The following is a 13,480-nucleotide window of genomic DNA, read 5'->3' on the forward strand; positions in this document are numbered from 1 at the left end:
GGGCCTGCAGGCCACCGCCCCTCATGGCGCCCCCACCCTCGCGCCACCCACCACCGTGTAAGGACCATCGGCCAATGAGCGAGCCCCTTACCCCCCTGGACGACCTCCTCGGTCTGCTCGACCTCGAACCGATCGAGAAGGACATCTTCCGCGGCACCACCGGCCGCCCCACCCTCGTGCCGCGCGTCTTCGGCGGACAGGTGGCCGCTCAGGCTCTGGTCGCCGCGGGGCGCACGGTCCCCGGCGACCGGCCCGCCCACTCCCTGCACTCCTACTTCCTGCGCCCCGGCGACCCCGAGGTGCCCATCGTCTACACCGTCGACCGCATCCGCGACGGACGCTCCTTCACCACCCGGCGGGTGGTCGCCGTCCAGCACGGACAGCCCGTCTTCCACCTCTCCGCCTCCTTCCAGGAGCACGAGGAGGGGCTGGAGCACCAGGAGCCGATGCCGCCCGCACCGGACCCGCTCACCCTCCCCACCCCCGCCGAGATGCTGTCCCGCCACGCCGACCGCCTCGGCGGCCCCGCCGTGGTCGAACGGATCCTGGAGGCGCGCGGCGCGGTCGACCTGCGGTACGTGGACGAGCCGCCGTTCGCCAGCGTGGGCGAGCCGCGCGAGCCCAGGTCGCAGGTGTGGTTCCGCACCAACGGCAAACTGGCCGACGACCCGCTGCTGCACATCTGCCTGGCCACCTACGTCTCCGACATGACGCTCCTGGACTCCGTCCTGCTCGCCCACGGGCGCGGCGGCTGGGCCGTCGGCGACGTCGTCGGCGCGAGTCTGGACCACGCCATGTGGTTCCACCGCCCCTTCCGGGCCGACGAATGGCTGCTCTACGACCAGGAGAGCCCCACCGCCCAGGGCGGCCGGGGGCTCGCCCGGGGGCGGATCTTCACCGCCGACGGACAGCTTGCGGTGTCGGTGATCCAGGAGGGAGTCGTTCGCGTGCCGCGGTGATCCCGGGGCCGTTACCCTTGTGATTGACCGTCAGAAGTCATAGGGGAGGGGCAACATGACGACTACGCCGGCGCCGATGGGGATGGCGTTCAGAGGCATGCTGATCGTGGGGGGCGGCGCCGTCATCCTCCTCGGCATCGTCCTCGCGTTCTTCTGGCACGCCGAGGTGGTCGAGCTGACCGGCACCTCTCGGCTGATGTCGGGGCTCGCCCTGCGGGTCTTCGAGGCCGCCGCGCTGTACGGCGGCTCGTGGCTGGCGGTGCGGGGCTGGAACGGCCGGCTGCGGCACGGAGGCTAGGACCTGTGGTCTTCCCCTCCCCGCCTCTTCCCGCAACCGGGGCTCCGCCCCGGGCCCCGGTCCTCGATCCGGGGCGGAGCCCCGGTTACAGCAGCCCCGCCGCATCCAGCAAATACGCCGTCATCGGCTCGTAGAAGCGCGGGTCCAGGACGTGGTCGTCCAGCGGCACCGCCACCTGCAGCGTGCCCTCCGCCTCGGCGAGGAAGAGCGCCGGGTCGTTGCAGTCGGCGTAGCCCACCGTGTCGATGCCCTGCTGCGCCGCACAGCCCGCCCAACCGTGGTCGGCGACCACCAGGTCCGGCAGCGGACTGCCCTCGTGACGCAGGCCGTCGAGGATCGCGGCCATCGGGGCCGGGGAGTGCGTGTGCCACAGCGTCGCACCACGCTCGTACACCGCCACGTCGGCGACCTGGTACACCGAGCCGTCGTCCGCCCGCAGCCCGCCGGGGATCGAGACGATCTCGCATCCCGCCGCCCGCAGCGCGGCCGCCGTCGCCCGGTGCACGTCGAGCAGCCCGCCCGGGTGCCCGGTGGCGAACAGCACCCGGTGCCCGCCCTCCGCCGCCTTGCGCAGGAACGCCGACATCCGCTCCAGCGCGGCCACCGTCAGCTCCGGGTCGATCGTGTCCTGGCCCGCGCGGTGGGCGAGGTCGTCGCTGACGCCGCAGCGCTCCGCCATGACGGCCAGGACGTCCTGCTCGTCCCTCCAGCGGTCGCCGAGCTCCAGGCCGAACCAGTACAGCCGGTCGCCCTGCGCCAGCCTTCGGTAGTGGTCGAGGTTGTTCTCGCGGGGAGTGGCGACGAGGCCCGCGATACGCGTACGCACGAGGTGATCGATCAGTTCGGTACGGCTGGGTGCTATCGGCATGGGCTCATTCTCCCCCTGGAGCGCGCGATGGACGCCATGTCCATATGGCGAGGCCGGACCCTTCAGTTCCGTACATGTGCGGAATCCGCCTCCCTGCCTACCCTCGGGTACGTCCATCGCCGCTGCTCCGGCGTTGACGTGACCGTGACCCGTCGGCGCCCCGTCCGTGATCCGAGAGGCCTCAAGCATGAGCACCCCCGCCCCCCGTGAACCGCGCGGCCCCGTCGACTCCTCCCGCATCCCCCGCTACGCGGGCCCCGCGACCTTCGCCCGGCTGCCCCGCCTCGACGAGGTCGGCACCACCGACGTCGCCGTCGTCGGCGTGCCCTTCGACAGCGGCGTCTCCTACCGCCCCGGCGCCCGCTTCGGCGGCAACGCCATCCGCGAGGCCTCCCGCCTGCTGCGCCCGTACAACCCGGCCCAGGACGCCTCGCCCTTCGCGCTCGCGCAGGTCGCGGACGCCGGTGACATCGCCGCGAACCCGTTCAACATCGACGAGGCCGTCGAGACCATCGAGGCCGCGGCCGACGACCTGCTGGGCACCGGCGCCCGCATGATGACCCTGGGCGGCGACCACACCATCGCGCTGCCGCTGCTGCGCTCGGTGGCCAAGAAGCACGGCCCCGTCGCCCTGCTGCACTTCGACGCGCACCTGGACACCTGGGACACCTACTTCGGCGCCGAGTACACCCACGGCACGCCGTTCCGCCGGGCCGTCGAGGAGGGCATCCTCGACACCGAGGCGCTGTCGCACGTGGGCACGCGCGGCCCGCTGTACGGCAAGAAGGACCTCACCGACGACGAGAAGATGGGCTTCGGCATCGTCACCTCCGCCGACGTCATGCGGCGCGGCGTCGACGAGATCGCCGACCAGCTGCGCCAGCGCGTCGGCGACCGCCCGCTGTACATCTCCATCGACATCGACGTCCTGGACCCGGCCCACGCCCCCGGCACCGGTACGCCCGAGGCGGGCGGCCTGACCTCCCGCGAGCTGCTGGAGATCATCCGCGGGCTGTCCTCCTGCAACCTGGTCTCCGCGGACCTGGTCGAGGTCGCCCCGGCCTACGACCACGCCGAGATCACGTCGGTGGCGGCGTCCCACGCGGCGTACGAGCTGACGACGATCATGTCCCGGCAGATCGCCGCCTCGCGCGGCTGAGGCCGTAACCGGGGCTCCGCGCCCCGGACCCCGGTCCTCAAACGCCGGACGGGCTCGACGTTGCCCTGCCTGTGACCGCCCGGCCAGGCATTTTTCTTGCGATGGGATGAAATTCGTACAGCAAAGCGTTGGGGCCTTCCGTCAGACAGGGGAGCGGGGCAGCGGGAGGTCTCGGGTGGCGGCGACGGAAACAACCGGTCAGGGGTGGGCCAGGAGGCTCACGTCGTACTGCTGGCGGTACCGCGGCACGGTACTGCTGGCGCTGGGCTCCTCCCTCGCCGGCATGGCCGTCATGGCGCTCGTCCCCCTCATACCCAAGCTGATCATCGATGACGTCATCGGCTCCCACCAGCGCCCCCTGGCGCCCTGGGCCGTCCTCCTGGTGGTCGCGGCGGTCGTCGTCTATGCCCTGACCTACGTCCGGCGCTACTTCGGCGGCCGGCTCGCGCTCGACGTCCAGCACGACCTGCGCACCGAGATGTACGCCAGCCTCGCCCGCCTGGACGGCAAGCGGCAGGACGAGCTCTCCACCGGCCAGGTCGTCGGCCGCGCGACCAGCGACCTCCAGCTGATCCAGGGCCTGCTGTTCATGTTGCCGATGATGATCGGCAACATCCTCCTCTTCGTCATCTCGCTCATCGTGATGGCGGTCCTCTCGCCGCTGCTGACCGTCGTCGCGCTCGCCGTGGCCCCGGCCATCTGGTTCCTCGCCCAGCGCAGCCGCACCAAGGTCTTCCCCGCCACCTGGTACGCCCAGGGCCAGGCCGCCGCCGTCGCGGGCGTCGTGGACGGCGCCGTGACGGGCGTCCGCGTCGTCAAGGGCTTCGGGCAGGAGGCGCAGGAGGCCGGGAAGCTCCGTGAGGTCAGCCGCAGGCTCTTCGCCGGGCGGCTGCGCACGGTCCGGCTGAACTCCCGCTACACCCCCGCGCTGCAGGCCGTGCCCGCCCTCGGGCAGGTCGCCATGCTGGCGCTCGGCGGGTGGATGGCCACGCGCGGACAGGTCACGCTCGGTACGTTCGTCGCCTTCTCGACCTATCTCTCGCAGCTCGTGGGACCCGTGCGCATGCTGACCATGGTCCTGACCGTCGGTCAGCAGGCGCGCGCGGGCGTCGAGCGCGTCCTGGAGCTCATCGACACCGAGCCGGTGGTACAGGAGCACGCCGCGGCGCGCGAGCTGCCGGCGAACGCCCCCGCGACGGTCGAGCTGGACCACGTCACCTTCGGCTACGACCCCCAGCGCCCCGTCCTCGACGGCCTCACCCTGCGTGTCGAGCCCGGCGAGACGGTGGCCGTGGTCGGCGCCTCCGGCAGCGGCAAGTCCACACTCGCCCTCCTGCTGCCGCGCTTCTACGACGTGACCTCCGGTGCCGTGCGGATCGGCGGCCAGGACGTACGCGAGCTGACGCTCTCCTCGCTGCGCGCCGCGATCGGGCTCGTGCCCGAGGACAGCTTCCTGTTCTCCGACAGCGTCCGCGACAACATCGCCTACGGCGCCCCGGACGCGACCGACGAGCAGATACGGGCCGCGGCACGGGCCGCGCAGGCGGACGGGTTCATCAGCGCCCTGCCCGAGGGCTACGACACCGAGGTCGGCGAGCAGGGCCTGAGCCTCTCCGGCGGCCAGCGCCAGCGCATCGCCCTCGCCCGGGCGATCCTGACCGACCCGCGGCTGCTGCTCCTGGACGACGCGACGTCGGCGGTCGACGCGCGCGTGGAACACGAGATCCACGAGGCCCTGCGCGGCGTCATGGCCGGCCGTACGACGCTGCTCATCGCCCACCGCGCCTCGACGCTCGCGCTGGCCGACCGGATCGCGGTGCTGGACGGCGGCCGGCTCGCCGACATCGGCACCGCCGACGAGCTTCAGGGCCGCTGTGAGCTGTACCGGCGCCTCCTGACGGACCCGGAGGAGCTGGCGGGCGTCGCCAAGGATCCCGCGGGGGCCGTGGGGACGGGCACACCCGCGCCCGCGCCGCCCGCACCCGACGGCCCGGGCGGGCCCGCGGGGACGGCGGCCGACGGCCCGCGGCGACAGCTGACGGCCGGTGGCGAAGCGGGCTCGGGCCCCCTGGTCAGCCGGGACGGGGCGCTCACGGAACCGGTGCTCGCCGGGGCCTTCGGCGGCGAGGCGGCCGCCACCGGGCCGGCCGGGTACCCCATGGACACCCGGCGCGACCGCACGCCCGGCAAGGGCGGCCGCACCGTCGTCGACGGCGTCACGCCCGCCCTGTGGGTGCGCAGGGAGAGCCCGGACGTTCCCGGGCACGGGCACGGCGTGCTCGCCGGGATGCCGGCCACGCCCGAGCTGCTCGCCAAGGTGGACGCCCTGCCGCCCGCCGACGACACCCCCGACGTGGAGGAGGAGCGGGCCGCGCGCCCCGAGGAGTCGTACGGTCTGCGGCAGCTGCTGCGCGGGTTCCGGGCGCCGCTCCTCGTCAGCCTGCTGCTCGTGGCCGTCGACGCGGTCGCGGGTCTGCTGCTGCCCGTACTGATCCGGCATGGCATCGACCAGGGCGTCCAGCGCATGGCGCTGGGCGCCGTGTGGGCGGCGTCCGCGCTCGCGCTGCTCGTCGTCCTCGGGCAGTGGGCCGCGCAGATCGGCGAGATGCGGATGACCGGGCGGACCGGCGAACGCGTGCTGTACGCGCTGCGCGTGAAGATCTTCGCCCAGCTGCAGCGGCTCGGCCTGGACTACTACGAGCGCGAGCTCACCGGCAAGATCATGACCCGGATGACGACGGACGTCGACGCCATGTCGACATTCCTGCAGACCGGCCTGGTCACCGCCGTCGTCTCCGTTCTCAGCTTCTTCGGCATCCTCGTCGCGCTCCTCGTCATCGACGTGGAGCTGGCCCTGGTCGTCCTCGCCACGTTGCCCCCGCTCGTCCTCGGCACGTTCTACTTCCGGCGGCAGAGCGTCAAGGCGTACGAGCTCGCCCGCGAGCGCGTCGGCGTCGTCAACGCCGATCTGCAGGAGAGCGTCGCCGGCCTGCGCATCGTGCAGGCGTTCCGCCGCGAGGGCACCGGCGCCCGCCGGTTCGCCGAGCGCAGCGCGGCCTACCGGCAGGCGCGCGTGCGCGGCCAGTGGCTGATCTCGGTGTACTTCCCGTTCGTCCAGCTGCTGTCGTCGGTCGCCGCGGCCGCGGTGCTGATCGTGGGCGCGGGTCGGGTGAGCGACGGCACGCTGACGGCGGGCGCGCTGGTGGCGTACCTGCTCTACATCGACCTGTTCTTCGCGCCCGTCCAGCAGATCTCGCAGGTCTTCGACGGCTACCAGCAGGCCACGGTCTCCCTGGGCCGGGTACAGGGCCTGCTGCGCGAGCCGACGACGACGCCGGTGGCGGCGCGGCCGCGGCCGGTACGGGAGCTGAGCGGCGAGGTCGTCTTCGACGACGTGCGCTTCCACTACGGTGCCGGCGACGAGGGGCCCGCGCTCTCCGGTATCCGGCTGACGATCCCGGCCGGGCAGACCGTCGCCTTCGTCGGCGAGACCGGCGCGGGCAAGTCCACGCTGGTGAAACTGGTCGCCCGCTTCTACGACCCCACCTCCGGTGCCGTCCTGGTCGACGGCCACGACCTGCGCGAGCTGGACCCGGTCGCCTACCACCACCGGCTCGGCGTCGTCCCGCAGGAGCCCTACCTCTTCCCTGGGACGGTGCGCGACGCCATCGCGTACGGCCGTCCGGACGCCGGTGACGCCGAGGTCGAGGCGGCGGCCCGGGCGGTGGGTGCGCACGAGATGATCGCCACGCTGGACGGCGGCTATCTGCACACGGTCGCCGAGCGCGGCCGCAACCTCTCCGCCGGTCAGCGGCAGCTGATCGCCCTGGCGCGTGCCGAGCTGGTCGCCCCCGACATCCTGCTGCTGGACGAGGCCACGGCCGCGCTGGACCTGGCGACCGAGTCGCTGGTCAACCAGGCCACGGACCGGCTCGCCGGCAAGCGCACGACCCTGGTGGTGGCGCACCGGCTGACCACGGCCGCCCGCGCGGACCGCGTGGTCGTCCTCGACCACGGCCGCGTCGTGGAGGACGGTACGCACGTCGAACTCCTCGCGCGGGACGGGCGGTACGCCGGGTTGTGGCGGGCCTTCACGGGCGGGACGGTGCCGGTCCGGCGGGTGGGTGCCGTAGGTTGACGGTGGAGTGATCTTTGCCGCAGGAGCGGGGACCCCTGCGCCAGCTCACGTACCTCATCTCCATACTCCTCGACGGGTGCATCGCCGGGCCGGACGGCGAGTACGACTTCATGTACCCGTCCTGGACGAGGACTTCACCGCCTCGCTCGCAGCGAGCCACCCCGCCGCCCTGCCCGGCCATGTGCGCCCGCACCTCGGGCTCGGGCCCGGGAACCGGGACTTCGACACGGTGGTCATGGGGCGCGGCACCTACGAGCCGGGGCTCAAGGCGGGCTTCCCCAGCCCGTATCCGCACGTTCAAGAACGGCGCCCTCGTCGTCCGCTACGCCAAGATCACCACCGATTGACTCTGGCGTGGCGGATGTTGCCCCAGGTAGGTTCGCGGCGACCTTTGCGAACCCAGGGGAGGGCGCATGCGCAAGGCTCTCAGATGGCTGCTGGCGCTGACGATGTCCATAGGGGCAATCGGAGCCGGCGGCGCGACGGCAGGTGCGGCGAGCGCCGCGACCGTGCCGGACATCAAGGAACGCATCCTGAAGATTCCCGGGATGAGTTTCGTCGAGGAGAAGCCCTACGAGGGCTACCGCTACCTTGTTTTGAACTATCAGCAGCCCGTCGACCACAAGAACCCGGCCAAGGGCACCTTCCAGCAGCGCTTCACGCTGCTGCACAAGGCGACCGACCGGCCCACCGTCTTCTATACCTCCGGATACAACGTCTCCACCAACCCGTCCCGCAGCGAGCCGGCCCGGATCGTCGACGGCAACCAGGTGTCGATGGAGTACCGGTTCTTCACCCCGTCCCGCCCGCAGCCGGCCGACTGGTCCAAGCTCGACATCTGGCAGGCGGCCAGCGACCAGCACCGCCTCTACCGGGCACTCAAGCCGGTCTACGGCAAGAATTGGCTGGCCACCGGCGGCAGCAAGGGCGGCATGACGGCCACTTACTTCCGCCGCTTCTACCCCAATGACATGGACGGCACCGTCGCCTACGTCGCACCCAACGACGTGGTCAACAACGAGGACTCCGCCTACGACCGGTTCTTCGCGGGCGTCGGCGACAAGGCCTGCCGCACGCAGCTGGAGTCGGTGCAGCGCGAGGCGCTCGTACGCCGCGACGAGATCGTGGCGCGCTACCAGAAGTGGGCCGACGAGGGCGGCAAGACCTTCAAGGTCGTCGGCAGCGCCGACAAGGCCTACGAGAACGTCGTCCTCGACCTGGTGTGGGCGTTCTGGCAGTACCACCTGCAGAGCGACTGCAAGACCGTGCCCGCGACCAAGGCGCCGACGGACCAGCTCTACAAGTTCATCGACGAGATCTCCGGCTTCGACGCCTACACCGACCAGGGCCTGGAGCAGTTCACGCCGTACTACTACCAGGCGGGCACCGAGCTCGGCGCCCCGACCTTCAAGTCCCCGCACCTCAAGGGCCTGCTGCGGTACCCGGGGATATACCAGCCGCGCAACTACGTACCGCGCGACATAGCGATGAAGTTCCGCAACGGCGCGATGGCGGACGTCGACCGCTGGGTGCGTGACGACAGCAAGCGCATGCTGTTCGTCTACGGGCAGAACGACCCGTGGAGCGCTGAACCGTTCCGCCTGGGCCGTAACGCCGAGGCCCGGCACGACTTCCGGTTCTACGCGCCGGGCGGCAACCACGGCAGCAAGATCTCCGATCTCGTCGCTGACGAACGGTCCGTGGCCACGGCCGAGGTCCTGCGCTGGGCGGGCGTCGCCCCCGCGGCCGTGCAGAAGGACGACCGGCACGCCAAGCCGCTGGCGCCCTACGACGCCAAGCTCGACCGCACGCCGGTGGAGCAGAAGTCCGTACTGCGGCCGTAACCGCACCGCGTTTTCAGGAGAGGCGGCGGGCGCACCCCACGGGTGCCCCACCGCCCACCTGGACGTACAGGTCGGTGTCCGGCGGGCAGTCCTCGCGGGTACCGGCCGTCTCCTCCACCCGGAACTCCGGGGCCCGCCCCCGCGAGCCCTCGCAGGCGGTCTCCTTCACCACCCCGCGCCGCTCGGTGTACACGCAGTCGCCCGTGACCGTCAGCGGGCCGCCGCCCCGGCCCGGGTCGCCGGGGTGCGGGGGCCGCAGGTTCCGCATGCAGGCGTAGCCCTCCGGGGCGCTCGCCGACTCCGAGGTACCGGTGTTGACGGCCGTGATGTGCAGGACGAAGTCCGTGGTGCCGGGGCAGCGCGGACCGCCGGACCGCGGGCCGTAGTAGCGGGCGAGGACGCTCGCGGTGGCCTGCTCGCTCGCGCAGTCCACCTCCCCGAAGTCCGGCCCGCCCCGGCCGGCACAGGAGCCCCGGCCCAGGAACGTCGCGCCGCGCCCCGGCCACGTCGGCGACATGGCCGCCTCCTCGCCCGGGGCGACGCTCTCCGCCCCGGCGCGGGCCGGGACCTGGCAGCCGGTCAGCGCGCACGATCCGTACAGGACGGCCAGCGCGAACAGCGCCTCCGGCAGCGCGCGATGGCGCATGTTCTCCCCCAGACATCCTGCGAGCGTCCACAGTTACCGGACGGCCACGAGCGCACGCCAGGCGTGCGGGAGGGTTTGCGGACGGTGACGCACGCCCCGGACGCCTGCCCCGGCGGCAGCACGCCCGTGGGACGGACCGCGCGCCGGAGCCGTCCGGCCAGGGCGCTCGCGCACCGGCCTAGCCCGCGGCGCCGCGGGCCCTGCCGAAGCCGCGTGCCCTGCCGAACCGCGCGGGCGGGCGGGTGGCCAGCAGCTTCGCGCGGGGAGCGAGCCGGCGGACCATCGCGAGGACCGACTCGGTACGGGAGCGGTCCGCGTCCAGCACGGTGAAGAGGTTGACCCCGAGGTAGAAGGTGACCGCGGCGTTGGCCAGGTCGCGCGGGGGCGTCAGCCGGGCCAGCGCGGTGCCGCCGATGACGCGCTCCAGGGTCTCCTCCATGAACGCCAGCCACGGTTCGACCCGGACCCTGATCCCCTCGCGCAGCTCCGGCTTGGCGACGGCGGCGGCGACGAGCTCCGACAGGAGCGTGATGTGGCCGCCTTCCAGGTCGTCGCGGTAGATGCGGGTGGCCCGCTCGGCGAGCTCCTCCAGCGTGCGCGCGTCGGCGACGGTGGCGGTGTGCCGCTCCATGCGCTCGGCGGAGGAGCGGTCGAGCGCGGCGAACAGCAGCGGGTCGACACCGCCGAAGTGGTAGAAGATCAGCGCGGAGTTCACGCCGGCCTCCCTGGCGATCGTCCGCGCGCTGGCCTTGCCGTACCCCTGCGTACGCAGGACCGTGCCCGCCGCGGTGATCAGCCGTTCCTTGGTCTCCACCGACATGTGCCGCCCTCTCGAAGAGCGTTCATCATACGGTTTAAGCGACTGATCAAAACGACATGTCACCCGGTGCGCTCGGGCCAGTGCTCGCGCAGCAGGCGCACGGTCTCACTGATCGCCGGGCGGCGGGCGGCGCCGGTGCGCCAGTAGGCGAACAGCCGTCGCACGGGAGCGGGTTCGAGCGGGACGGCCAGCACTCCTTCCGGGAGTGGGCCGCGGCCCAGCCGGGGCATGAGCGCGATGCCCAGGCCGGCCGCGACGAGCGCGACCTGGGTGTGGTTCTCGGCGGCCTGGTAGGCGAGGTCCGGCTCGCTGCCGGCGGCGCGCAGGGTGCGCACGAGCCAGTCGTGGCAGACGGTGCCGGCCGGCTGGCCGATCCAGCGCTGCTGCGCGAGGTCCGTGTGGAGCAGTCGATCGCGCCCGGCCAGCGCGTGGCCCCGGGGCACCAGGACGTCGCAGAGGTCGTCGCCGATCCGCGCCCGCCCCAGCCCCTCCGGGGCGGGCAGGGGCGTGATGTCCCACTCGAAGGTGACCGTCATGTCGAGCACCCCCTGGGCCACCAGGTCCACCGACAGGTGCGGATCGACCTCCACCAGGCGCGCGTCCAGGGCGGGGTGCTCGCGGCCGAGGGCGGCCAGCACACCCGGCAGGAGCCCCCGCGCGGCCGACGCGAACGCCCCGGCCACCAGACGGCCCGCCGGCAGCCCGCGCCGCTCCTCCAGCTCGGTCTCCGCCCGCTCGACCATGGCCAGCAGCTCCTGGGCGGTCTGCGCCAGCCGGACCGCCGCGTCGGTCAGCGCCACCCCCCGCCCCCGGCGCTCCAGCAGGGTGGTGCGGGTCTCCCGCTCCAGTTTGGTGATGGACTGCGATACGGCGGAGGGGGTGTATCCCAGGGCGACGGCGGCGGCGCTGACCGAGCCGTGCACCGAGACGGCGTGCAGAGCCCGCAGGCGGGACAGGTCCAACATGCGTTCCGACTCCCGTGGTTCGAGTATCGCTGGTTTGAGTATCGCTGGTTTGAGTATCGCTGAATCCCATCATGTAGAAATGTGTGCTGGTGCTACACGGTCGGCAGCCGTGATGCTCCTCGCATGCGTCCGTTGCACATCGCCCTCGCCGTTCTCGTGGCTGCCCTGTGGGGGGTCAACTTCGTCGTCATCGACATCGGGCTCGACCACTTCCCGCCGCTGTTGTTCTGCGCGCTGCGCTTCCTGGCCGCCGCCCTGCCCGCCGTCTTCTTCGCCGGCCGGCCACCGGTGAAGTGGAGGTGGATCATCGCAGTGGGGCTGGTGCTCGGCGTGGGAAAGTTCGGGCTGCTGTTCATCGGGATGCGGACCGGGATGCCGGCCGGGCTGTCCTCGCTGGTGCTCCAGGTCCAGGCGGTCTTCACGGCCCTGTTCGCCATGGCCGCCCTGGGCGAACGCATGGGCCGGGCCCGGGTGCTGGGCATGGGCGTGGCCCTGGCCGGCATCGCGGTGGCGGCCGTCGACGAGGGCACCTCCGGCCCGCTCCCCGGCTTCGCCCTCGTGGTGCTCGCGGCGGCCTTGTGGGGTGTGTCCAATGTCCTGACCCGCAAGGCGGCGCCGCCGGACGCGCTGCGCTTCATCGTCTGGGTGAGCTGCGTCCCGGTGCTTCCGCTGCTGCTGCTCTCCCTCGTCTTCGAGGGGCCGCACGCCGACGCCGAGGCGCTGCGTTCCCTGGACGCCGACGGTGTGGGGGCGGTCCTCTTCGTCGCCTGGGTCTCCACCGTGCTCGGCTTCGGCGCCTGGGGCTTCCTGCTGCGCGGCTACGACGCCTCCGCCGTCGCGCCCTTCACGCTGCTGGTGCCCGTCTTCGGGATGTCGTCGGCGGCGCTGCTGCTGGGGGAGGCGGTGAGCCCGCTGCGGTGGTGCGCGGCGCTGTTGCTGGTGGGCGGGGTCGCCCTCACGTCATTGGCGGGGCAGCGGCGATCAGGCCCCGCAGGTACTCCGCGCCCGGCCCCGCCAGCTGAGGGAAGTCGGCCGCCTGCGGGTGCCAGCGCTTCTCGTACTCCCAGCACAGCCAGCCGTCCCAGCCCGCGCGGCTGAGCGTCCCCACGAAGGCGCCGAGCGGCAGCACGCCCGAGCCCAGCGGCAGCGGCGAGGTCTCCTCCGCCGAGGCGACGTCCTTGAGCTGTACGTAGCCCAGGTGCGGGGCGAGGGGCGGGTAGCTGTCGGCCGGTTCCTCCCCGCCCAGCCAGGTGTGCAGCACATCCCACAGCGCACCGATGTTTCCGTGTCCCACGGGCCCCAGGATGCGCACGGCGTCCTGTGCCCGGCGGTGCGAGTCGTGCGTCTCCAGCAGCACGCGGACGCCCGTGTCGGCGGCGAGCGGCGCGACCGCGGCGAGGCGGCGCGCCGCCACCGCGTCGGCCTCCGGCGCGGGCAGCTCCCCGCCGCCGGGGAACACCCGCACATACGGCGCCCCGAGGTCCGCGGCGAGCCGGACCAGCCCGTCCAGCTCCGCGAGGACCGGCTCGTCGGGACCTGCCGCGGCGACCTGGGCGTACCCGGCCACGGCCAGGATCTCCACCCCCGCCTCCGCGAAGCCGACGGCCGCCGCCGCGCGCTGCGCGGGGGAGATCCCGGGGTGGACGGGTTCCTCCGGATGAGCCCGCACCTCGACTCCGTCGTAGCCGTACGTGCGGGCGAGCCGCGCCACGTCATGGAGGGGCATTCCGGGCACACCGAGGGTGGAAAAGGCCAGCTTCATGGTGATCGGTTTCCCCGGAAC

The 13,480-nt window shown here is 72.6% G+C and carries 10 protein-coding genes and 1 pseudogene; 6 read left to right on the forward strand and 5 right to left on the reverse strand.

From position 1 onward, the window contains the following. Positions 1 to 74 precede the first annotated feature (74 nt). Both AB0F13_RS11130 and AB0F13_RS11135 read left to right on the forward strand, forming a co-directional pair. A complete protein-coding gene (locus AB0F13_RS11130) occupies positions 75 to 959 on the forward strand; it encodes an acyl-CoA thioesterase II (RefSeq protein WP_362078650.1) in 885 nt (294 codons plus the stop codon). Between the two features lie 55 nt (positions 960 to 1,014). Further along, positions 1,015 to 1,257 carry a hypothetical protein gene (locus AB0F13_RS11135; RefSeq protein ID WP_362078653.1) on the forward strand — a complete coding sequence of 81 codons (243 nt, stop codon included), beginning with the start codon at positions 1,015 to 1,017 and terminating at the stop codon, positions 1,255 to 1,257. Positions 1,258 to 1,342: 85 nt separating this feature from the next. On the opposite strand, the gene AB0F13_RS11140 is transcribed toward AB0F13_RS11135, so the two are convergent. After that, positions 1,343 to 2,125, reverse strand: a complete 783-nt coding sequence (locus AB0F13_RS11140; protein WP_362078656.1) for a phosphatase — start codon at positions 2,123 to 2,125, stop codon at positions 1,343 to 1,345. 187 nt (positions 2,126 to 2,312) lie between these two features. Here AB0F13_RS11140 and speB point away from each other — a divergent pair, with 187 nt between their 5' ends. The 3 genes from speB to AB0F13_RS11155 all read left to right on the forward strand — a co-directional run bounded on the left by speB (position 2,313) and on the right by AB0F13_RS11155 (position 9,266). Beyond that, positions 2,313 to 3,284, forward strand: coding sequence for an agmatinase (gene speB / locus AB0F13_RS11145; protein ID WP_362078659.1), 972 nt, complete (start codon positions 2,313 to 2,315; stop codon positions 3,282 to 3,284). A gap of 175 nt (positions 3,285 to 3,459) precedes the next feature. Then, positions 3,460 to 7,422: an ABC transporter ATP-binding protein gene (locus AB0F13_RS11150; protein WP_362078662.1), complete on the forward strand. Its 3,963-nt coding sequence runs from the start codon at positions 3,460 to 3,462 to the stop codon at positions 7,420 to 7,422. 413 nt (positions 7,423 to 7,835) lie between these two features. Continuing rightward, on the forward strand, positions 7,836 to 9,266 hold the full coding sequence (locus tag AB0F13_RS11155) for a S28 family serine protease (RefSeq protein WP_362078665.1): 1,431 nt from the start codon (positions 7,836 to 7,838) through the stop codon (positions 9,264 to 9,266). A 13-nt stretch (positions 9,267 to 9,279) separates the two neighbouring features. On the opposite strand, the gene AB0F13_RS11160 is transcribed toward AB0F13_RS11155, so the two are convergent. From AB0F13_RS11160 to AB0F13_RS11170, 3 genes are all read right to left on the reverse strand, one after another. After that, entirely contained in the window at positions 9,280 to 9,912 is a 633-nt protein-coding gene (locus AB0F13_RS11160; protein ID WP_362078668.1) for a hypothetical protein, read from the reverse strand. A 178-nt stretch (positions 9,913 to 10,090) separates the two neighbouring features. After that, positions 10,091 to 10,732: a TetR family transcriptional regulator gene (locus AB0F13_RS11165; RefSeq protein ID WP_362078671.1), complete on the reverse strand. Its 642-nt coding sequence runs from the start codon at positions 10,730 to 10,732 to the stop codon at positions 10,091 to 10,093. Between the two features lie 59 nt (positions 10,733 to 10,791). Further along, positions 10,792 to 11,697 carry a LysR family transcriptional regulator gene (locus AB0F13_RS11170; protein WP_362078674.1) on the reverse strand — a complete coding sequence of 302 codons (906 nt, stop codon included), beginning with the start codon at positions 11,695 to 11,697 and terminating at the stop codon, positions 10,792 to 10,794. A 123-nt stretch (positions 11,698 to 11,820) separates the two neighbouring features. On the opposite strand from AB0F13_RS11170, the gene AB0F13_RS11175 reads away from it, so the two are divergent. After that, on the forward strand, positions 11,821 to 12,795 hold the full coding sequence (locus tag AB0F13_RS11175) for an EamA family transporter (RefSeq protein WP_362078677.1): 975 nt from the start codon (positions 11,821 to 11,823) through the stop codon (positions 12,793 to 12,795). On the opposite strand, the pseudogene AB0F13_RS11180 reads toward AB0F13_RS11175, so the two are convergent. Further along, positions 12,677 to 13,459 (reverse strand): annotated as a pseudogene (locus tag AB0F13_RS11180) (sugar phosphate isomerase/epimerase family protein); the annotation flags it as partial. The gene AB0F13_RS11175 and the pseudogene AB0F13_RS11180 sit on opposite strands and share 119 nt — an antisense overlap. Positions 13,460 to 13,480 lie beyond the last annotated feature (21 nt).

This window comes from Streptomyces sp. NPDC026206 (assembly GCF_040638465.1).
GTDB lineage: Bacteria > Actinomycetota > Actinomycetes > Streptomycetales > Streptomycetaceae > Streptomyces.